18 protein-coding genes and 1 pseudogene are annotated in these 19646 nt (G+C 61.6%); 7 read left to right on the top strand and 12 right to left on the bottom strand.

Going from position 1 to position 19646, the window contains the following annotated elements:
• Positions 1-2: 2 nt before the first annotated feature.
• From hutH to hutI, 4 genes are read left to right on the top strand one after another with little or no spacing between them, the layout of a single operon-like run.
• On the top strand, positions 3-1541 hold the full coding sequence (gene hutH / locus FH061_RS22230) for a histidine ammonia-lyase (RefSeq protein WP_151638027.1): 1539 nt from the start codon (positions 3-5) through the stop codon (positions 1539-1541).
• 18 nt (positions 1542-1559) lie between these two features.
• The gene (gene hutG, locus FH061_RS22235; RefSeq protein ID WP_151638028.1) at positions 1560-2525 is read left to right on the top strand and encodes a formimidoylglutamase; all 966 of its coding nucleotides are present in this window, start codon (positions 1560-1562) and stop codon (positions 2523-2525) included.
• Between the two features lie 7 nt (positions 2526-2532).
• Complete coding sequence (locus FH061_RS22240) at positions 2533-3138, top strand: HutD/Ves family protein (RefSeq protein WP_151638029.1); 606 nt, start codon at positions 2533-2535, stop codon at positions 3136-3138.
• The gene (hutI, locus tag FH061_RS22245; RefSeq protein WP_151638030.1) at positions 3122-4363 is read left to right on the top strand and encodes an imidazolonepropionase; all 1242 of its coding nucleotides are present in this window, start codon (positions 3122-3124) and stop codon (positions 4361-4363) included. Before FH061_RS22240 ends, hutI begins: the two co-directional genes overlap by 17 nt.
• Before the next feature lie 207 nt (positions 4364-4570).
• Here the strand turns inward: hutI and FH061_RS22255 are convergent, their stop codons facing one another.
• The 4 genes from FH061_RS22255 to msbA form a co-directional block, all read right to left on the bottom strand.
• Complete coding sequence (locus FH061_RS22255; protein WP_404822494.1) at positions 4571-4879, bottom strand: endonuclease domain-containing protein; 309 nt, start codon at positions 4877-4879, stop codon at positions 4571-4573.
• Positions 4880-5003: 124 nt separating this feature from the next.
• A complete protein-coding gene (gene waaF / locus FH061_RS22260; protein WP_404822495.1) occupies positions 5004-6053 on the bottom strand; it encodes a lipopolysaccharide heptosyltransferase II in 1050 nt (349 codons plus the stop codon).
• 10 nt (positions 6054-6063) lie between these two features.
• Positions 6064-6654 (bottom strand): peroxidase-related enzyme, encoded by a 591-nt coding sequence (locus FH061_RS22265; protein ID WP_151638031.1) that lies wholly within the window; start codon positions 6652-6654, stop codon positions 6064-6066.
• Positions 6651-8390 carry a lipid A export permease/ATP-binding protein MsbA gene (gene msbA, locus FH061_RS22270; protein WP_151638032.1) on the bottom strand — a complete coding sequence of 580 codons (1740 nt, stop codon included), beginning with the start codon at positions 8388-8390 and terminating at the stop codon, positions 6651-6653. Before msbA ends, FH061_RS22265 begins: the two co-directional genes overlap by 4 nt.
• A 250-nt stretch (positions 8391-8640) precedes the next feature.
• On the opposite strand from msbA, the gene FH061_RS22275 reads away from it, so the two are divergent.
• Positions 8641-9501 carry a glycosyltransferase family 2 protein gene (locus FH061_RS22275; RefSeq protein WP_151638033.1) on the top strand — a complete coding sequence of 287 codons (861 nt, stop codon included), beginning with the start codon at positions 8641-8643 and terminating at the stop codon, positions 9499-9501.
• 113 nt (positions 9502-9614) lie between these two features.
• Here FH061_RS22275 and FH061_RS22280 read toward each other — a convergent pair whose 3' ends face one another.
• The 4 genes from FH061_RS22280 to FH061_RS22295 form a co-directional block, all read right to left on the bottom strand.
• A complete protein-coding gene (locus tag FH061_RS22280) occupies positions 9615-10712 on the bottom strand; it encodes a glycosyltransferase family 4 protein (protein WP_192805201.1) in 1098 nt (365 codons plus the stop codon).
• Positions 10709-11911, bottom strand: a complete 1203-nt coding sequence (locus tag FH061_RS22285; RefSeq protein ID WP_151638035.1) for an O-antigen ligase family protein — start codon at positions 11909-11911, stop codon at positions 10709-10711. Before FH061_RS22285 ends, FH061_RS22280 begins: the two co-directional genes overlap by 4 nt.
• Before the next feature lie 238 nt (positions 11912-12149).
• Positions 12150-12452 carry a hypothetical protein gene (locus FH061_RS22290; protein ID WP_151638036.1) on the bottom strand — a complete coding sequence of 101 codons (303 nt, stop codon included), beginning with the start codon at positions 12450-12452 and terminating at the stop codon, positions 12150-12152.
• Positions 12453-12634: 182 nt separating this feature from the next.
• On the bottom strand, positions 12635-13570 hold the full coding sequence (locus tag FH061_RS22295) for a LysR family transcriptional regulator (protein ID WP_225984810.1): 936 nt from the start codon (positions 13568-13570) through the stop codon (positions 12635-12637).
• 129 nt (positions 13571-13699) lie between these two features.
• On the opposite strand from FH061_RS22295, the gene FH061_RS22300 reads away from it, so the two are divergent.
• Positions 13700-14059 carry a DUF2917 domain-containing protein gene (locus tag FH061_RS22300; RefSeq protein WP_151638037.1) on the top strand — a complete coding sequence of 120 codons (360 nt, stop codon included), beginning with the start codon at positions 13700-13702 and terminating at the stop codon, positions 14057-14059.
• 141 nt (positions 14060-14200) lie between these two features.
• On the top strand, positions 14201-14875 hold the full coding sequence (locus tag FH061_RS22305) for a GNAT family N-acetyltransferase (protein WP_151638038.1): 675 nt from the start codon (positions 14201-14203) through the stop codon (positions 14873-14875).
• 433 nt (positions 14876-15308) lie between these two features.
• On the opposite strand, the gene FH061_RS22310 is transcribed toward FH061_RS22305, so the two are convergent.
• From FH061_RS22310 to FH061_RS22325, 4 genes and pseudogenes are all read right to left on the bottom strand, one after another.
• Positions 15309-16052 (bottom strand): hypothetical protein, encoded by a 744-nt coding sequence (locus FH061_RS22310; RefSeq protein ID WP_151638039.1) that lies wholly within the window; start codon positions 16050-16052, stop codon positions 15309-15311.
• A 36-nt stretch (positions 16053-16088) separates the two neighbouring features.
• Positions 16089-17291, bottom strand: a complete 1203-nt coding sequence (locus tag FH061_RS22315; RefSeq protein ID WP_192805202.1) for a PAAR domain-containing protein — start codon at positions 17289-17291, stop codon at positions 16089-16091.
• 51 nt (positions 17292-17342) lie between these two features.
• Positions 17343-18203: pseudogene (locus FH061_RS22320) on the bottom strand (DcrB-related protein); the annotation flags it as partial.
• A gap of 59 nt (positions 18204-18262) precedes the next feature.
• The gene (locus tag FH061_RS22325) at positions 18263-19528 is read right to left on the bottom strand and encodes an IS256 family transposase (protein ID WP_151638042.1); all 1266 of its coding nucleotides are present in this window, start codon (positions 19526-19528) and stop codon (positions 18263-18265) included.
• Between the last annotated feature and the right edge of the window lie 118 nt (positions 19529-19646).

Raw genomic sequence — 19646 nt, forward strand, 5'->3', positions numbered from 1 at the left:
ACATGAACACTCTTACAATCAATCCAGGGAAATTAACCCTCACCGACCTCCGCCATATCTGGCGCGGCACAGTCACCCTGCAACTGAGCAAAGACGCTTACCAGGCCATCAACACCTCCGCCGCCACCATCCAGAAAATCGTGGAAAAAGGCGCCCCCGCCTACGGCATCAACACCGGCTTCGGCAAGCTCGCCAAGACCCACATCCCCAACGACCAGCTGGAGGAACTGCAGCGCAACCTGATCCTGTCGCACTCGGTTGGCAGCGGCGAACTGATCGCCGACAACGTTGCCCGCCTCATCATGGCCACCAAGATCGGCAGCCTGTCGCGCGGCTATTCCGGCATCCGCGCATCGGTGATCGACACCATGATCGCGCATTACAACGCCGGCATCATGCCCTGCATCCCCAGCAAGGGCTCCGTCGGCGCTTCCGGCGACCTCGCCCCGCTGTCGCACATGACGCTGGCCCTGATGGGCGAAGGCGACGTGCGCGTCGACGGCCGCATCGTCCCGGCAAGGGAAGCGCTCGAAAAAGCCGGCATCGCCCCGGTCACCCTGGCCGCCAAGGAAGGCCTGGCCCTGATCAACGGCACCCAGGTCTCGACCGCCTTCGCCCTCAACGGGCTGTTCCTCGCCGAACGCATGCTGGAAGCGGCCACCGTATCGGGCGCGCTGTCGGTCGACGCCGCCAAGGGCAGCGACGCCCCGTTCGATCCGCGCGTGCATGTGGTGCGCGGCCAGCCCGGCCAGATCGCGGTGGCGCAGATCTACCGCACCCTGCTGCAGGGCAGCGAGATCCGCCGCTCTCACCTGGAAAACGACGAACGCGTGCAAGACCCCTACAGCCTGCGCTGCCAGCCGCAGGTGATGGGTGCCTGCCTCGACGTGATCGGCAACGCGGCGCGCACGCTGCTCATCGAAGCCAATGCGGTCACCGACAATCCGCTGGTCTATGCGCAAGAAGGCGACGTCATCTCCGGCGGCAATTTCCACGCCGAGCCGGTGGCCTTCGCCGCCGATTCGCTGGCATTGGCCATCGCCGAAATCGGCGCACTGTCAGAGCGCCGCATCGCGCTCCTGATCGATGCCACGCTGTCCGGCCTGCCGCCCTTCCTGGTGGCGTCCTCCGGCCTCAATTCCGGCTTCATGATCGCCCATGTGACCGCCGCCGCGCTGGCCTCGGAAAACAAGTCGCTCGCCCACCCGGCCAGCGTCGACAGCCTGCCGACGTCGGCCAACCAGGAAGACCATGTCAGCATGGCCACCTTCGCCGGACGCCGCCTGAACGAAATGGCGGACAACACCGCCACCATCGTCGCCATCGAGGCGCTGGCCGCGGCGCAGGGCGTTGACTTCCACCGCCCGCTGGCGACGTCGCCGCTGCTGGCCGAGGTGCACCAGCGCCTGCGCCAGCGCGTGCCCTTCTATGACAAGGACCGCCTGTTCGCGCCCGACATCGAAGCGGCAAGGCAGATGGTGCTGCGCGGCGACCTGAGCGCCGGCTGCCACGACCTGTTCCTGCCGCTGTATTCGAACTGAGATGAACGAGGAAGCCTCATGTACCGCAAAGCCGAGATGAACCGCTGGCAGGGCCGCATCGATGAAGCCGAAGGCGCGGCAGGCCGGCGCTGGCACCAGATCATGCAGGCGCTGGACGACGATGCCATCGGCAACGATAAAGGCAAGGGCGTTGCCTTTATCGGCTTCGCCTGCGATGCGGGGGTGGCGCGCAATCATGGCCGCACCGGCGCCAGCGAAGGACCGGCGGCAATCCGCGCCATGCTCGGCAACATGCCGGTGCGTCGTTGCACGGCAATCGTCGATGCCGGCGACGTTGCCTGCATCGACGATGCGCTGGAAGATGCGCAGCAGGAATTGTCGCAGCGGATCGCCGCCCTGCTCGATGCCGGCTACCTGCCGCTGGCCATGGGCGGCGGGCATGAGATCGCCTTCGGCTCCTTCGGCGGACTGGCGCGGCACCTTGCGAACAGGGAAACGGCGCCGCGCATCGGCGTCATCAACCTGGATGCGCATTTCGATCTGCGCATGGCCGAGCGCGCCAGTTCCGGCACGCCGTTCCGGCAGATCGCCGAAGACTGCGCGGCGCGCGGCTGGCCTTTCCGTTATTGCTGCCTCGGCGTCAGCGAGTTCGCCAATACCGAAGCCCTGTTCCAGCGCGCGCGGCAGCTGGACGTGCGCTGGATGCTGGATGAAGAGATGGGCGCGGCTCGCATCGATGCGGTGCGCGCCCAGGTCGATGCCTTCCTGTCGGAAGTGGACCATGTCTATTTCACCATCTGCCTCGATGTGCTGCCTGCGGGCGTGGCGCCCGGCGTCAGCGCGCCGGCGGCGCGTGGCGTACCATTGGAAGTTGTCGAACCGATTGCGGACATGATCGCAGTCAGCGGCAAGCTGCGCCTGGCCGATATCGCGGAACTCAACCCCGGCCGGGACATCGATCAACGCACAGCCAGGATTGCCGCCCGCCTGCTGGCAAGGCTTGCGGAGCGCGCCGGAACATGAGGAAACCATGCGCAAATTCACCCGCGACGACTATGTATCCATGCCGTGGAAAAACGGCGGCGGCAGCACCCTGCAGCTGGCGATCGCGCCGGAAGGCGCGGACCTGAGCAATTTCGAATGGCGGGTCAGCAGCGCCGAGATCGGCAGCGCCGGGCCGTTTTCCCTGTTCGCCGGCTTCGACCGCTCGCTGGCGATACTGGAAGGCAACGGCCTGACGCTGGAACTGGACAGCCTGCATGCCACCATCCTGACGCCCGACAACAGGCCGCTGGCCTTTCGCGGCGAACAGCAGGTGCATGCCGCGCTGCTCGCCGGCCCGATCAGGGACCTGAATGTCATTACCCGGCGCGCCTGCTGGACGCATACGCTGGAAAAGCTGCAGTTCAGCGGCAGCCTGCGATGCGACATGCAGGCCGATCTGGTTTTCCTACTCAACGCGCGCGGCGATGCCGTGCAGTGCCGGACCCTGGCGGGACGCGAAGCCGATATCGGCGAAGGCGAATCGGTACTCATCGATGCCGGCGACGGCGAGCACATCGACCTGTCAGCCGCGGCGGCTGCCATGCTGTACATCGTGCGCCTCCTACAAAAACGCAATGTCGACAACAACTGAATCCGAACCGCAATGGGATGCGCTGTGGACCCATGTGCACCTGGCCACCCTGTCCGAAACCCAAGGCTACGGCGAAATCCGCGATGCCGCGATCGCCGTGCGCAACGGCCGCATCGCCTGGCTTGGGCCGAGATCCGCACTGCCCGCAGGCGCCCGCGCCGCGATCGAGCATGACGGCCAGGGCCGCCTGCTGACGCCGGGACTGATCGACTGCCATACGCATATCGTGTACGGCGGCAACCGCAGCGCAGAGTTCGAGGCCCGCCTCAACGGCGCCACCTATGAAGAGATCTCGCGCAGCGGCGGCGGCATCATGTCCACCGTGCGCGCCACGCGAACGGCGAGCGAGGATGCGCTGATGCAGGCGAGCCTGCGCCGGGTGCGCAGCCTGCTGGCCGAGGGCGTGACCACGCTGGAGATCAAGTCCGGTTACGGCCTCGATCTGGAGACCGAGCGCAAGATGCTGCGGGTGGCGCGGCGTATCGGCGAGCGGCTGCCGGTGCGGGTGAGGACGACGTTTCTCGGCGCGCATGCGCTGCCGCCCGACTATGCGGGGAAGGCTGACGCGTATATCGATGAAGTCTGCGACGTCATGCTGCCGGCATTGGCGGGAGAAGGCCTGGTGGATGCGGTCGATGCCTTCTGCGAAAGGATCGGCTTTTCCGCGGCGCAGACGGAACGGGTGTTCGAAGTGGCGCAGCGGTATGGCTTGCCGGTGAAGCTGCATGCGGAACAATTGTCCGATCAGGGCGGCGCGGCATTGACGGCACGCTATCGCGGATTGTCCGCCGATCACCTGGAATATCTGTCGCCGGAAGGGATTGCGGCAATGGCAGCTGCCGGCACGGTGGCGGTGCTGCTGCCGGGCGCGTTCTACTTTCTGCGTGAAACAAAGCTGCCGCCGATTGACGCATTGCGCGACGCCGGCGTGCCGATCGCGGTATCCACCGACTGCAATCCGGGGACATCGCCGCTGACCTCGCTGCTGCTGGCGATGAACATGGCTTGCACCCTGTTCCGGATGACGCCGCTGGAAGCGCTGCTTGGCGTGACGCGCAATGCGGCGGCGGCGCTGGGGCTGGGCGGGGAGATCGGGACGCTGTCGGTGGGTAAGACGGCGGATTTTGCGCTGTGGGATGTGGAGCGGCCGGGGGAGCTGGCTTACGGGATCGGAGGGAATCCTTGCGCGGGAGTGGTGTTTGGGGGAGTGGTTAGGGAGGGTTGAGGGTTGAGGGTTGAGGGTTGAGGGTTGAGGGTTGAGGGTTGAGGGTTGAGGGTTGAGGGTTGAGGGTTGAGGGTTGAGGGTTGAGGGAGGATGTCTTGGCCATCCTCCTCACCCCTGCCCCTCTCCCGCCCGCGGGAGAGGGTTCCATGCGCTGCGGTTCATTACTCCCCTCTCCCGCAGGCGGGAGAGGGGCCGGGGGTGAGGGCGTCAGTCGGAACAGCCTCCCTCCATCAACGCTGCATGAATCACCTCCATCACCGCTTCAGTTTCAATCAGCACCTGATTGTTCCAGAACCGCAAAACCCGCACACCCCTTTGCCGTAGCCATGCATCCCTCGCGTGATCGTATTCCACCGCATCCGCATGCTGCCCGCCATCCAATTCAACAGCCAGCATCTTCTCGACGCAAAAGAAATCCAGAATGAACCTTCCCATCGGATGCTGCCTGCGAAACTTCGCATCCGCCATCCGCCGATTGCGCAGCAGCTTCCACATCAGCGCCTCGGTATCGGTCATGCCGGCCCGCATCTCGCGTGCAAATCGGAGCAGATCGTCCGGCAAGGAAGAAGGATGACGGGACATCGGCGTTTTGAACCTTACCCTTCGTGCATAACGACAGATGCGCCGGCATCAACCCCGATTAACCGGGATTCACCAGCACCTTCCCCACCGGTTCCCAAACCATTTCCGCACTGATCCCCCGCATGCAGCGATGATGCCCCAGCGGACATTCCCGCTGCCTGCACGGCGCGCATTCCAGGGCCAGATAGATCGATGTCGCCACATCCGAAAACGGCGGCGCATGATTCGGATCGGTCGGACCGTAGATCGCGACGATGGGCCGGTTGAGCGCGGAGGCGATATGCAGCAGCCCGGAGTCATTGCTGACCATGACGCTCGCCCCGGCGATCAGCGCCACCGCTTCATCCAGCGCCGTGACGCCGGCCAGGTTGAGCACGCCGGGCGCAAGCCCGACGATCTCCTCGCAGACTTCCCTGTCCTTGCCGGAGCCCATCAGCGCAATCTGCACGCCGGGCCGCTGCGCTTGCAGCATCTTCGCCAGCTCGGCGAAATGCGAGGTCGGCCAGCGCTTGGCCGATCCGAATTCCGCGCCTGGCGCAAACAGCACCAGCGGCCGTGCCGCCTCCAGGCCGACGCGGGCCATCACTTCCTGCCTGCGTTCATCCGATACGCCCAGGCTCGGCCGCGGCAATGCGGACGGCGGCGGCACGGCGGCACGCGGCGCATCGGCCAATGCCGCATAGAACGAGACCATAGGCCGCGGCGCAGCGCGATTGTCATGATGGATGACGTTGAGCAGGCCGTAACGCATCTCGCCCTTGTAGCCGACCCGCTTCGGAATCCCGGCCAGCCAGGGAATCAAGGCGAACTTCAGGGTATTGGGCAGCACATAGGCATCGGCATAACCCCGCTGCTTGAGCATGCGCGCAAACTCGCGGCGCTCCCGCAATTGCAGCGCGCCGTGGCGGAACGGCGCTTCCAGCACGGTATCGACCTCGCGCATCGCGCGCCATACCGGCGCCACCCATTTCGGCGCCACCACATCGATGGGCCGCTCCGGATGGCGGTCGTGCAGCAGCTTCAGCAAGGGCTGGGCCATCACCGCATCGCCGATCCAGTTGGGGGAAATGATGAGCGTGCGCGCCACGCCTGTAACAGGAACCGTCATTGCGGGACCGTCATTGGCGCGGCACGCGGCCCATCAGGAAGAATTCCTCGTTCGGACGCATGCCGATCACGTTGGCGAGGCGATTGGACAGGCCGAAGAACGCGGTGATGGCGGTGATGTCCCAGATGTCTTCATCATCGAAGCCATGGCCGCGCAGCACCGCATAGTCCTCGTCGCCGACGCTTTGCGAATCGAGGCAGACCTTCACCGCGAAGTCCAGCATGGCTTTCTGGCGCGGCGTGATGTCGGCCTTCAGATGATTGACCGCCACCTGATCGGCCACCAGCGGCTGCTTGGCATAGATGCGCAGCAAGGCGCCATGCGCAACCACGCAGTACAGGCAATTGTTCTTCGCGCTGGTGGTGGTGACGATCATCTCGCGGTCGGCCTTGGTCAGGCTGCCGGTTTCCTTGATCATCAGCGCATCGTGATAGGCGAAGAAGGCGCGGAATTCCGCCGGCCGGTGCGCCAGCGTGAGGAACACGTTCGGCACGAAGCCGGCCTTTTCCTGCACGGCGAGAATCGCTGTGCGGATATCCTCGGGCAGGTCCTTGATCTCGGGAACGGGAAAGCGGGAGATGGCTTGGTTGGCTTGGCTCATGCGACGTTCTCCTTGGTGAATTGAAGATGATGCAGGTTGGCATACACGCCGTTGGCTTCGAGCAGCTGGGCATGGGTGCCGCTTTCGACGATCTCTCCGCCGGACAGCACGACGATGCGGTCCGCGCGCTCGATGGTGGACAGGCGGTGGGCGATGACGAGCGTGGTGCGGTCCCGCATCAGCTCGTCCAGCGCGGCCTGCACCGCGCGTTCGGATTCGGTGTCGAGCGCCGAGGTGGCTTCGTCGAGGATCAGGATGGGCGCATCCTTGTAGACCGCGCGCGCAATCGCCAGGCGCTGGCGCTGGCCGCCCGACAGGCGGCTGCCGTTGTCGCCGATCAGGGTGTCGAGGCCTTGCGGCAGGCGGGCGACGACGTCGCTCAGATGGGCGGCGCGCACCGCGGCTTCGACCCGTGCACGGTCCGGGCTGGCGTCGCCGTAGGCGATGTTGGCCGCCACCGTGTCGTCGAACAGCACCACGTTCTGGCTGACCATGGCCATCTGCGCCCGCAGGCTGTGCAGCGAGATGTTGCCGATCGGCTCGCCGTCGAGACGGATCTCGCCCGACGTGACCTGATGGAATTCCGGCACCAGGTTGACCAGCGTCGACTTGCCGCCGCCCGACATGCCGACGAAAGCCACCGTCTCGCCGGGGTGGATGCTGAGGTTGATATGGTTCAGCGCCATCTGGGTCTGGCCGGGATAGCGGAAGCTGACATCGACGAAGTCCAGCCTGCCCTTCGCGCGGCCGGCGAGCGTCTTGCCGTCGGTGCGCTCGGGCACGGAATCGATCAGGTTGAACACCGCATCCGCCGCCGCCAGGCCGCGCTGCAGCGGGCCGTTGACTTCGGCGACGCGCTTCAGGGGCGTGAGCAGCATCAGCATCGCGGTGATGAAGGAGACGAAGCCGCCGACGGTGGTCTGGTTCTGGCTCGACTGGATCAGCGCGATCACGATCACCACCGCCACCGCGCAGGCCGCCATCACCTGCGTGATCGGCACGGTCGCGGCATAGGTGCTGGCCATGCGCATCGAATAGCGGCGCAGCTTGGCGGCGCGGCTTTCGAAACGATCGCGCTCGTACCTGGTGCCGCCGAAGATCTTGATCACCAGGTTGGCGCGGGTGGTTTCCTCGATCACCTGGGTCAGTTCATTGTTGACTTCCTGGTACTCGCGGTTGAGGCGGCGCAGGCGCTTGCCGGTCATGCGCACCACGATTGCGGTCAGCGGCAGCAGGATCAGCGCGACGATGGTCAGCCGCCAGTTCAGCCAGATCAGGAATCCCATGAGGCCGATCACGGTCAGCACATCGCGGATGGCGGAAGTCAGCACGTTGCGGATCATGTCGACGATCTGCTGCACCTCGAACATCATCGAATTGATGATCTTGCCCATGGAGTTGGTGGTGTAGTAGCTCGCCGGCACGTCGAGCATGCGCGCGAACATCTGGGCGCGCAGGATGCTCAGCAGCTGCGTGGTGATCCAGGTCATCAGGTAGCTGGTGGCGAAGGTCGAGATGCCGCGCACGACGAAGATGCCGATCACAGCGACCGGCACCAGCCACAGTTCGAAGGTCGGCTTGCCGACGAAGCCCTTGTCGAGCAGCACCTTCATCACGGCGGGAAAGGCCGGTTCGGTGGCCGCCGTGAAGATCATGCCGATGAAGGCGAGAAACAGGCGCCCCTTGAACGGACCCACCATGCGAAAAATCCGTACCAGGTTCGGGGGCAAAGTCATAGATATCAGCTCGCTGCTTGCGGCCGTACCGCGCGGCAAACTTTGGCGCGGCGGGCCTGGAATTGCATGAATAAAAGGAAACCCGGCTGGGAACCGGGCGTAGGTGCTCGATTATAGAGGATGCGCCGTCGGGCAACATCTTTCAGAAGCCGTGGCTCGGGTATACTCCCGGCCTTGATCAACCCGCGCAACGGCATGCCGCCGGCACTGCCCGACACTGCAGTTGCCAGCCCCTTGCCAATTCCTCAATATGCTGATTTCGGTCATTGTCACCACCTACAACCGACCCGACGCGCTAGCAGCGGTAGTGCGCGCCCTGCTCGACCAGACCGATGCCAATTTCGAAATCATCATCGCCGATGACGGTTCGCAGCAGCCGACGCGCGATGCGCTGGCCGCTTTCGCCGGCATGCCGCATGCGCCCGGTGCGAAACGCCTGGTCCATGCCTGGCAGCCGGATACCGGCTTCCGCGCGTCGGCGGCGCGCAATCTCGGCGTGTTCGCGGGCAAGGGCGAGTACCTGGTCTTTCTCGATGGCGACTGCGTCCCGCGGCCGAACTACATCGAGCGCCACCGCCTGCTGGCCGAGCGCGGCTTCATGGTGTCGGGCAGCCGGGTGCTGCTGTCGGAACAATTCACCAGGGAACTGCTCTCGGCCCCATCCGCGGTCCCGGTGCACCGCTACGGGCTGGCCTACTGGCTGAAGCAGCGGCTGGCCGGCAAGACCAACAAGATCGTGCCGCTGCTGCAGTTTCCCGACACACCGATGCGGCATTACCGCGCCGTCAAGTGGAACCGCATCAAGAGCTGCAATCTCGCCATCTGGCGTGACGACTATACGGCCGTCAATGGCTTCGACGAAAGCTTCGTCGGCTGGGGGCATGAAGACGCCGACCTGGTGCTGCGGCTGGCGCGCTTCGGCGTGCGGCGCAAGGGCGGCGCGTTTTCGACGGAAGTGTTTCACCTCTGGCATCGCGAGAATACCCGCGCCACCGAATCGGAAAACCGCCTGCGGGTCGAGGAACGCATGCGGACCGGCGTGACGCAGGCCGATATCGGGATGGACAGCCATCCCAAGGCGGAAGACCGGATCGACGTGGTCTTTGGTTGATCGGGAAGCCCGAGGCGCTCAAATGCGCAGGCGCATGACAATACCCTTCTCCCGCGGGCGGGATGAAGGCAGCGCTGGCACCACGCTTCGGATCCTGCCTGACAGGCAGGCAATCAACCCCGTCCGCGCCGCAAAATCCCCAGCACCTGTTCCGCAATCCCCGCCCAGGTCAGCCCGCGCGCAAACGCCATCCCTTCCGCACTGACCCGCTCCCAGTAGTCCCTCTCCTCGAAGCGCCGGATCTCCGCCAGCCATGCCGCCTCGTCCAGATGCGCGGCATAGCGCGGATGATTTCCGGCCCAGACCTTCACGCTGTCGAGTTCATGCGTGATGACCGGCACCCCGGCCGCCATGCCCTCGAGGATGGTCAGGCCGAAGCTTTCCAGGTCGGTCGGATGCAGCAGCAGGAAAGCCCCGTGCAGCAGGCCGATCACCTCTTCCTGGCGCTTGCGGCCGTGCAGGCGGATGCCGGAATCGGGGCCATGGGCGGCCCGCAGGCTCTCCAGCAGCGGGCCGTCGCCGATGATGTCGAGCCGGTAACCCTGCTGCGCCAGTCCGCTGGCCGCGAAGAACTGCGCCAGCCAGTCCGCATGCTTGCTCTTGTCGAGGCGGCCGACGAACACCAGCCGTCTTTCCTCCGGCCAGGCGGGCGCCGCTGCCGGGAAGAAGCGCTCGTCAACGCCCAGCGGCAGCGACTGCACCTTCACGCCCCACTTGCGCTCGGCGCGCGGCGCGGCCCGATACCCGAAGAAGAACACGTCGCGCGCGGGTACCCGCTTGAAGAAGCGCCGCATCGACACGCCCGGCAACAGGTGACGGAAGCGTTCGCGCAGCGCCGGATAGCGCTTTTCCAGCAGATAGGCATCGGCCTCGTAGAAGGTGGCGATCACGTCGAAACGCGCCAGGTCGACACCGCTGCGCGCCAGGGAGCGGAAGAAACTGAAGCTTTCAATCTTGAAGCGGCTGGTCATCAGCAGCTTGCTCAGCAGGCGGTTGCCGCGGCTGTCGCGTCCGAGGAAAGGCAGGGTGATCAGTTCGAAGCCGGCGGCATCGATGAGCAGGCGGGCGCCGTCTTCCGGTACCGCGCTGAGCACGGTGAGTTCCGCCCTGCCCTTGATCCGCTCGGCCAGCTGGCTGACCACGGTCTCGGTGCCGCCGATGTAGCAGGCCACCGTCGGACTGATGAACAGCACCTTCAGCGGCGCACTCATGCGGCGGCTTCCTTGGCGTGCGCAAGCGGTCTCGGAAAGGCCGCCTGCAGGCTGCCCTGCAAGCCGGTAAACAGCATCATCCATGCAAGGCTGACCGCGCCCATGAACATGGTGTTGGTCAGACTCCCCATCACGCAGATGACCGCGAAGGCGAATACGATGCTGCCTTCCATCGAATGCCGGCAGCGCCAGCCGGTCCACAGCATCGCCGCGTACAGCCAGAGCAAGGCAGCCAGTCCCACCAGGCCGTAACTCGCGGCATAGAACAGGAAGGCATTGTGCGGTTCGACGAAGTGGACGGCTTCCGGGGTGAGATGGCGGCGGTTCCAGGCCTTGCCGAAACCGCCCGGACCGGCACCCAGCACCGGATATTCGACAATGACGTCGAGCGCGGTACGCCACATGTCATAGCGATAGCCGAGCGAGGTGTTGTGCTGATTCTGCTGCATCAGCCTGATGTCATTGAGTCCCGCATCGATACGCTTCTGCACGCGCGGCGACATGACCACCAGCGTCACGCCGATCAGGCAGCCGATCAGGATCATCCGGCGATTGCTGCGCACGAACAGATTGCCGACCACAACGGGCAGCAGGATCAGCAGGGACACCAGCCCGCTGCGGCCGTCTCCCGACACGAGTCCATAGAAGAGCAGCGCCATGCCCGCGAGGCAGACCAGCTTGAGCGAACGCCGCTCCTCATGCCGGTAAAGGATGGAAAGCAGCACCACGCCGATGGCGAGAAATTGGGAATACAGGATGTAGTTGCCGAGCGCCGCCAACCCCCTTGCAAACTCCACCCGGCCCGGAAAGAAGATCTGCACGTAGCAGAAGACAGTGAAGACGCCCAGCACAAACGCCCACATCCAAGGCCTGACCGGCAGCCTGCCGGCGGCGAGGTAGACAAGGAATGCGGCCGCCCAGTAATAGCTCAGGTTCAGTTCGGCATGGTCGGAATAACCATGGATGAACACCGACAGCAGGGGCAGCGCCGCCAGCACCAGCGCCGGCGGCATCCAGGGGAGCATTCTCATGTCGCGCCAGGCGGCGGGAAAGTGATTGCTTGCCCCGAAGAGAATGATCGCGGCAAGCAGGCATAGAAAGAATGCCGGCTTGGAGATCGAAAGGGAAAAGAAGGATGCGATCAGCGCCAGCTGCGCCGCTGCTCCGGAAGTGACCCACTGCCTCATCGATTCGACCAATCCTCTTAATTCTGTCCTGTAGTACTGCTGGTCGTCATGCGTGTCTTGCAATGGAGTAATGGACCGGCACGCGGATTATAGCGGCATAGGCCCGCGCCAAACCGGATTTGCAACGATTTAATACTGGCGCCGCGGGTACGGATTGCCAACCGCGGCAGCGGCATCGGTCAGCCGGTTTGCTGGCCAACGCTCTTCACAAGGCATGTCCGCATGGGCAACCGCCGCACCGCCAGTGGTCTTATTTCGCGCTGTCGGCCTTGGCCTCGGCCTTGTCCGCTTTCGCTTCCGCACCAGCCTTGGCCCTGTCGGCCTTCGCATCGGCTTTCTTCTTGTCAGCCTTCGCATCGGCCTTGGCCTTTTCCTTGTCAGCCTTGGCTTCCGCCTTGGCGGCCTTTTCATCCGCCTTGGCCGCGTCCTTGGAGGCTTTTGCGTCCTGCTTGCTCTCGCTGCCCATCGTCGATCCCGGCGCGGCGCTATGCGTAGCCGCAAAGGCGGAAGTGGCGAACACGCCCGCAATCATCATGGCAATCAGCTTTTTCATGTCTTTTCCTCTCAAATGGTGGATAAGTCTGCAAAAGCAGTCTAGACAATCAACGATCCAAATATTGAATAAATCATAAAACGTTACATGTTTATTATCGACATCTTTTGCAATCGCTTCCTCAATGAAATATTGCCTCGCCGGTAGCCGCGCCCGATGGACTCCCATCCGCAGGACGAGCCTCAGAACTGGTCCCAGTGCGGCTCCGGGCCGAAGTGTTCCATCAAGTGATCGATGAAGGCCCTCACCTTCGGCTGCATGTAGCGGTTGGGCAGATAGATGACATGCATTGACATGCCGGGGTTGGCTTCGCAGTCGGGCAGGATCTGCCGCAGCCGTCCTTCCTTGAGATGGCGGCCGAGAATATAGGTCGGAAACAGGATGATGCCCATGCCGCCGAGCGCGAGCTGGAGCAGCACTTCGGAATTGTTGACGCGGCATCTGCCGTTGATCGGCGGCGACACTTCCTTGCCGCCGATGTGATACCGCCAGCCGCTGCGCAGCGCCGGTATGCCCTGGTAGAGCAGGCAGTGGTGCTGCAGCAGGTCCTGCGGCGTTCCCGGCGTGCCATGCTTTTCCAGGTATGCCGGCGATGCGCAGGTCACCCACCGCACCGGCGCGATCTTGCGCGCCACCATGGTCGGCGCGGGATGATCGGTGATGCGGATCGCCAGGTCATAGCCCTCTTCCACGATATCGACCGGACGGTCGGTCGCATTCAGCTCGACCTCGACTTCGTCATAGCGGCGCATGAACGACTGCAGCGCCGGCGCCAGGTGCAGCGATGCGAAGATCACCGGCGAGGTGATGCGCAGCACGCCGCGCGGTTCCACCTGCAGTTGCGTGACGGTTTCGGCGGCCGCGTCGATCTCCTGCGCGATGCGGGCGCAGTGTTCATAGTAGGCGGCGCCGATCTCGGTCAGGCTCATGCGCCGGGTCGTACGGTTCAGCAGTCGAACCCCGAGCGCCGCTTCCAGGTTGCTGACCTGCTTGCTCACCAGCGACTTCGAGGTCTTCATCGCCACCGCCGCCGCGGAAAAACTGCGGGTTTCCACCACCTTGGCAAACGCCATCATTTCCACCAGCCGCTCCATGCTCGCCTCCTGTCCCGTTGCCACTCTAATTGTCCTCAATAGAGAACAATGTTATTCCATTCTGATGGATTGTAAATACAAAGGAACAAATCATAATGTGCTCATGAAGGTTCCATCCGCGGACCTTCCCCACCCGCACCAAGGGAGATCACCATGAACGCCACTGTCCACAAGACACCAGCCCGGGAAGCCGCACCGGCCCCGCGCAGACTCGATCCCGCAGGCCAGATCATCGCTCTCAACACCGCGCATGCCGCCCATGTGAACAACGCCGCCGGCTGGACCGTACGCGCCCTCGAAGGCAGCGTCTGGATCACCCAGGACGGCGATATCCGAGACGTGGTGATCGGCGCCGGCCAGACTTTCGTGCTGGACCGCAATGTACCCGCCCTGCTCTCGGCCTTCGGAAACGCACGCGTCAGCCTGCGGCTGGAGACTGCTCGTCCGCAGTCGTTGCCGCAAGCGCGCTGCCGTCGGTCGCAGCATGCCGCACCTGAATGGTCGCTTGCCTGATTCTGGCAGCCTGAACCCGAAGAGCGTCTATCAGGATGCCGATGGCGAGGCGCACCGACGAAGACTGTACAACCGTACGGTAAGCGGGTGCAACGCGGCAAGCGGCATGTTGATAGACGCTCTGAATGATAGGAGAGCGTCATGGGCAATCTCTTCCCCTTTTCGCTGAGCTGGAAAGACTATCTTCCGTCCGGCGTCGGCGTCGGCGATCATGTCCGCAATACGGATGTGCGCGACATCATCCGCCTGCGTGACGGCACCGCGGTCACCCTGCGCGCGGTACGCCCCGACGACGGCGACTTGATGCAGGACCTGGTACGCGGACTGTCGGTGGAAAGCCGTTACCACCGCTTCTTTCATCCGCTGCATGAACTGTCGCCGGACATGCTCGCGCGCTTCCTGCAGAACGACCCGACCGGCGCGATCACGCTGCTCGCCGTTGTGCAGCAGGGCGGCAAGGAAGTGGCGATCGCGATGGCACAGTATGTATCCGACCCCTACCCGGTACGCGGCGAATTCGCCGTCGTCGTTGCCGACGCATGGCAGCGCGGAGGACTCGCAACTCAACTCATCCAGACCCTGATCTGCATCGCCCGCGCCGCCGGCATCGCAATCCTGCAAGGCGATGTTCTGGCGGATAACGAAGGCATGGTGAGGCTGATGGTGAACATGGGCTTCGTGCTTGACGACAGCGATGACGGCGCTTATCTGCTGAAGGCATCGAAGGTGCTGGAAGCGCCGGAGTGGAAATGCTCACCGCTGGCGCGGTTGGCGGAGGGGGCGAAGCGGAGGGTTGAGGGGCGGATGGGGGTTTGAGGGAATGAAGGCTGCGGCAGGAAGCATCGTCAAGACCTTATTTAACCTGCCTTTGGCCTGACAATGGCTTGCCCCTCTCATACGCATGCCGCTCCACGGTAAGCGTTGCAGGCCTCTCCCTCTACCCTTCCGGCGCATGCGCCTGAAACGATCTTGGCACTGACGACTGCGACACTGCGCCCTGGACAAGGTGCAGGACATGAAGGGAACTTGCGCCTGCAATGAATGTACCTTCGGTCACTGCGTACTGTGCATGAGTATCGAAAACCGCGGACTGAAGGACAAACGGCAGGAGTGGAAACTTCACAAGAAAATCGAACTTTCTCTCTGAAAGGGGGACCGCATGCGGTGAAATTTTGGGACTGCTTCATGCGGAGCAAACTAAAACGCCCCGATAGCAGGTGCGAAAACTGATATCTCGATCACACTAGGCCTATGAATTGACAACTTCAATACGCATAGCGCTCAACAGACCCCTGTACCACTCCCAATTTTCATCATCCTCTGTCCAATCTTGCTTAGTTATACCTTCAATTTTCTTTGTAAGTGGATGTGATCGATCTTCACTCATCTCAAACAATAACTTTTCAACGTCCGGCTTGAAATGACTGACCTCTTCATTAAATATCCGACGAACAGATAATTTAGCGAATTCCATAGGATGCAAATACAGCACCCTATCCCCTATTGTTCGGCGAGTGTAGTACACCGAGAACTCCTGTAACAACACTTGTTCCGGTGAGACTGCAATGTCATCTTTCCTTTCCCATACTATAGTTTCGCTTTCAAGATAAGGCAGTATGTCACCTTCATTGAAATGAGATGCAAATGCACCAGTTCCATCTCCAAACCAATACCCAGAGATTCTCACACGCTGACCAGACCGGGCGATATTCGGAAAAGTTTTCTCAATCTCCGCTGCCAAGTCTGACAAAAAATTTCTAACCTCCTGATCAGTTTCGCTGGGATGCTTATCTGATAGAAACGAAGTCAAATCCACCTTCAAACTCAAAAGCTCCACAATTTTAACTAGATACCATTTAGGCGGATATCTGAATATCTTGGGATAAATTAGCCCACCCATGACCCGATCTATCTCGTTTCTTCGTAATCCATGCCAGCGCGCCGGCATCAACATTGCCTTTAATGCGCCAGCAACTTCATTGTTAATGCTCACCAATTCACCTCGGCGTATTTAAAAAAACGTCTCGCACTAATAAACATCAATCAAAACAAAGCGCATGTCAATTTCATTTTCTCGCAGCTCTTTTATTGCTTGCATAAGATGGTCATGAGATGGCTTGTAGTGTCCGCTTCGATTTGATATTGCAGTTATTACTCCCTCTGTAACATCAATCTCCCCTGCTGCTGCAACTGGCTTGCCAGCCAGCAAACTTGAATGATGAAATTCACCAACATCATGATGATTGGAAGCATAAAACTTTCCAGATTCGTCCATAACAAAAATAGCTTTGCCGCCATTGGCATTCGATGTGTCAAATAGCCTACCTTTGTCCGTATAAATTTTTCCATCTTTGAAATGAAGCTTTGCCTTTTCTCTTTGCATTGGAGACAGATACTTTACTAAAGCCCCGCCAGGCAAGTCACGCCAGTTCGGCGCACTATTTCCGGGTATTTCTTCGGTCGCATAGCCTGAATCCATCGGTTTGGTTTTATATTTTGGAGAAAATTTTATGTTTCCGCCGCTCATACCGAGAGCAGCAGGATCTACATGAAAATTGAACTGCTTAGGCACCCCCTTCACCCCTAGAAGCCCTCCGGCCAACGATCCCGCAAGCATCGACCACTTCTGCCCATCGCTTCCTACACCGAAAAACCGTTCTCCAACCCGGCCCCCAATGTCGCCGCCAACCAGACCGCCAAATGTTCCCGCAGCCGCTAGGATCGGCCCGCCGAGTACGATTGCCGCTCCCAGTCCGACAGCAAACAAAGCGGTATGCACCCATCCTGGCACCGGGTTCTCCGGCTGGATTGGGTCAGTCTGCGCAACTCCGCCGCCAATGAAGACATTATTGGATCCGCCTGTGATCACAGCACCGCAGGCAATTGAATCCTCGATGCGCGCTGCCGGAAGGCCATTGATGAAAACAGTCGCACTGCCTGTAGCAATTGGCGGGTGCGGCATGGAATGTTTCGAGCACTGCGCAACATCCACATGCGCACGTGCCGCCCTGATGCCGTTGGTAAAGACATTCGAAGAGCATGCGCCAACAATAAAGCCGCATTGCTCCTTCGGAGCCCAGCTCATGGTGCTGAACAGTTCGCCGAGCCCTGCGCCTGCGGCGGCGGAGGCGCCGACTATCGCCGCGGCAGCCAGGCCTCCAGTGCCCGCGATAGCCACACCGGCAACCGCAATTGCGGCCCCGATCAACAGGCCGCGAAGAAGCCAGCTCATGCTGGGACTGTGACCGATCGGGTCGCCTAATCTTGCTGCTTTCCGCATCGTTTACAGCCTGGCATCGACGCCAGCGCCCATTGCCCCCGCCTGCCGTTCGAGATGGAGTCGGATCGCGGCAATACTGTCAAGGGGAGAGGCTCCGACTACCCTGACAATCCTGTCAACATGGGACTCGAGTGAAAGCATGGTCGGCAAAGTCGGCCTACGCAGATGATACTTGCCTTCGCTGCGCCAGATCTTTCCGGTATTAGGCGTAGTGAACTCCGCCTGCAAGGGCTTTCCCTCGGTGTTGAAGAAGGCCCACATGCCGTCTTCCACTTCCAGCGCATTGACGCGCCGGCACGCCTGCTCTTCGTCATCGAATACGTGCAGCACACGGTCGCGAATGGAAAGTGCAAAGATATGTTGTAGCTCGCTAGCTGCGTGGCTCTCTTCCGGCACTTCGTCTTCATTCAATTCCGCAGATGTCTCATTACCAGTGTCAAATGTTGAAATCCTATGCGCGTCCCGTATGCGCACGCTATCCAGAAGATCAGCGAATGCCTTGTCCCACTGCTCGCTGAAAGGTTGCGGACACGTCGCGGTGATCATCAGCGCAGCATGGTGATCCGTATTGCTCGACTTGATCAATGCGACGGCTTGGCGCTGATACAGTATCACGCCATTGTTTGACCATCGATACCGCAGTTCCGCAGCAGGGTAGCCGTCATACTGACGATCAGACACATCCATAAGCTCGCACTTCGGCAGCGTCGTAGTCAACTCCTGTTTCAGACGCTGTACATGCTCTTCCAGTGTCTCTGTGGCAGATGCAGCTGAACGGGATACGACAATGCTGAAATCATTGGGCCCTTCGTCGTTCAGGACAAACATATGGACTGTTTTGTCGCGTAGCCCATCGGGAAGGGTAAAAGTGACTTCGAGCTAATGTCAAATCTGGTGGATGCGGCATCTGAAGCATAGGTTGTTCAGGCGGCGAGTTTCTGTTGTTCCGGTGGATCGTCTTGCACCGGTATTCCGTCTCTGAACGGCACACCGTCAAGCAGTGGTCCGATCTTGTCAGCGCCACGAATCCTGCGCCATGATTTCTCGGCCTCCTCCATCAGCTTGAACGCCAGTCCCAGGAATGTCGCCCGCGACAGGCAATTGCGCGAGCGCGTGGTTCGATGCCGCACCGTCGCAAACGTCGACTCGATCGGATTGGTGGTGCGTACATGTTGCCAGTGCTCGGCCGGGAAGTCATAGAACGCCAGCAGACTGACTTTGTCCTGAACGAGCTTGTCGGTCGCTTTTGGATACTTCGCTCCGTAAGTGGCGATGAAGCGGTTGAACGCCGCCATGGCATCATCTCTGGTGGCGGCCATAAAGATGTCTTGCATGGCCGCCTTCGCTTTGGCCTGCTGTGATGCCGGCAAGGCATTCAACACATTGCCCATTTTGTGGAACCAGCAGCGCTGTGCTCTGGTTGCCGGAAACACCTCCTCCAGTGCCGCCCAGAAGCCCATGGCGCCATCGCCGGTGGCTAACAAGGGGCCAGCCTGCAAACCACGTGCCTTCAAGTCCAGCAGCACCTCCTGCCATGACGCCTTTGATTCACGGAAGCCGTCGGCAATGGCAACACGCTCCTTCCTGCCTTCTGGCGTGACACCGATGATCACCAGCAGGCATTGACCGTCGGCGCCTTCGCTCTTGACGCCGGTGTGGATGCCATCGGCCCACCAGTACACATAGCGTGCCGTACTCAGATCACGCCGGTCCCATTGCCGCCATTCATCCGACCATTGTGCCTTCAGGCGGCTGACCACATTGGCCGATAAGCCCTTGGCCTCATCGCCCAGCAGTACCGACAAGGCATCGCCCATGTCGCCCGTGGAGATGCCTTTGAGGTACAGCCACGGCAAGGCCGCCGAGACCCGCGGTGACTTACGTACGTAAGGCGGCACGATCGATGAGTTGAACTTGACTCCCATGCTGCTGCGGTCGCGTACCTTCGGCACTTTGACTGCCACTGGCCCGACACCGGTGAGCACGTCGCGTTCTGGTAGATAGCCGTTACGGACCACCGCCTGTCGTCCTGAGAGCGTCTTTACGTTGGCATACTGCTCCAGTAACTGGGCCAGCTCGGCTTCGATGGCTTGCTGAATGACTTGCCGAGCCCCGCGGCGCACCAATTCGTCCAGGCCGACACCGATTTCCGGTAGACCATTTGCCGGTTCTTGCTCATACTTACGCATGGTGGAGGTTTCCTTTGTTGGTTGGTTTTGACTTCGACAATCAAATTGTCCAACAAAAACCTCTACCGCCTTACTCCCGCCTCAGTTCCCTGCCGTACACCACTTCCGACTTTAACTC

This window comes from Noviherbaspirillum aerium, assembly GCF_008929045.1.
GTDB lineage: Bacteria > Pseudomonadota > Gammaproteobacteria > Burkholderiales > Burkholderiaceae_D > Noviherbaspirillum > Noviherbaspirillum aerium.

Excerpts from the sequence above, each read along its gene's own strand:
- hutH (WP_151638027.1), top strand. The coding sequence starts at position 3 with ATGAACACTCTTACAATCAATCCAGGGAAATTAACCCTCACCGACCTC.
- hutG (WP_151638028.1), top strand. The coding sequence starts at position 1,560 with ATGTACCGCAAAGCCGAGATGAACCGCTGGCAGGGCCGCATCGATGAA.
- FH061_RS22240 (WP_151638029.1), top strand. The coding sequence starts at position 2,533 with ATGCGCAAATTCACCCGCGACGACTATGTATCCATGCCGTGGAAAAAC.
- hutI (WP_151638030.1), top strand. The coding sequence starts at position 3,122 with ATGTCGACAACAACTGAATCCGAACCGCAATGGGATGCGCTGTGGACC.
- FH061_RS22255 (WP_404822494.1), bottom strand. The coding sequence starts at position 4,879 with ATGACCGATACCGAGGCGCTGATGTGGAAGCTGCTGCGCAATCGGCGG.
- waaF (WP_404822495.1), bottom strand. The coding sequence starts at position 6,053 with ATGACGGTTCCTGTTACAGGCGTGGCGCGCACGCTCATCATTTCCCCC.
- FH061_RS22265 (WP_151638031.1), bottom strand. The coding sequence starts at position 6,654 with ATGAGCCAAGCCAACCAAGCCATCTCCCGCTTTCCCGTTCCCGAGATC.
- msbA (WP_151638032.1), bottom strand. The coding sequence starts at position 8,390 with ATGACTTTGCCCCCGAACCTGGTACGGATTTTTCGCATGGTGGGTCCG.
- FH061_RS22275 (WP_151638033.1), top strand. The coding sequence starts at position 8,641 with ATGCTGATTTCGGTCATTGTCACCACCTACAACCGACCCGACGCGCTA.
- FH061_RS22280 (WP_192805201.1), bottom strand. The coding sequence starts at position 10,712 with ATGAGTGCGCCGCTGAAGGTGCTGTTCATCAGTCCGACGGTGGCCTGC.
- FH061_RS22290 (WP_151638036.1), bottom strand. The coding sequence starts at position 12,452 with ATGAAAAAGCTGATTGCCATGATGATTGCGGGCGTGTTCGCCACTTCC.
- FH061_RS22300 (WP_151638037.1), top strand. The coding sequence starts at position 13,700 with ATGAACGCCACTGTCCACAAGACACCAGCCCGGGAAGCCGCACCGGCC.
- FH061_RS22305 (WP_151638038.1), top strand. The coding sequence starts at position 14,201 with ATGGGCAATCTCTTCCCCTTTTCGCTGAGCTGGAAAGACTATCTTCCG.
- FH061_RS22315 (WP_192805202.1), bottom strand. The coding sequence starts at position 17,291 with ATGAGCTGGCTTCTTCGCGGCCTGTTGATCGGGGCCGCAATTGCGGTT.
- FH061_RS22325 (WP_151638042.1), bottom strand. The coding sequence starts at position 19,528 with ATGCGTAAGTATGAGCAAGAACCGGCAAATGGTCTACCGGAAATCGGT.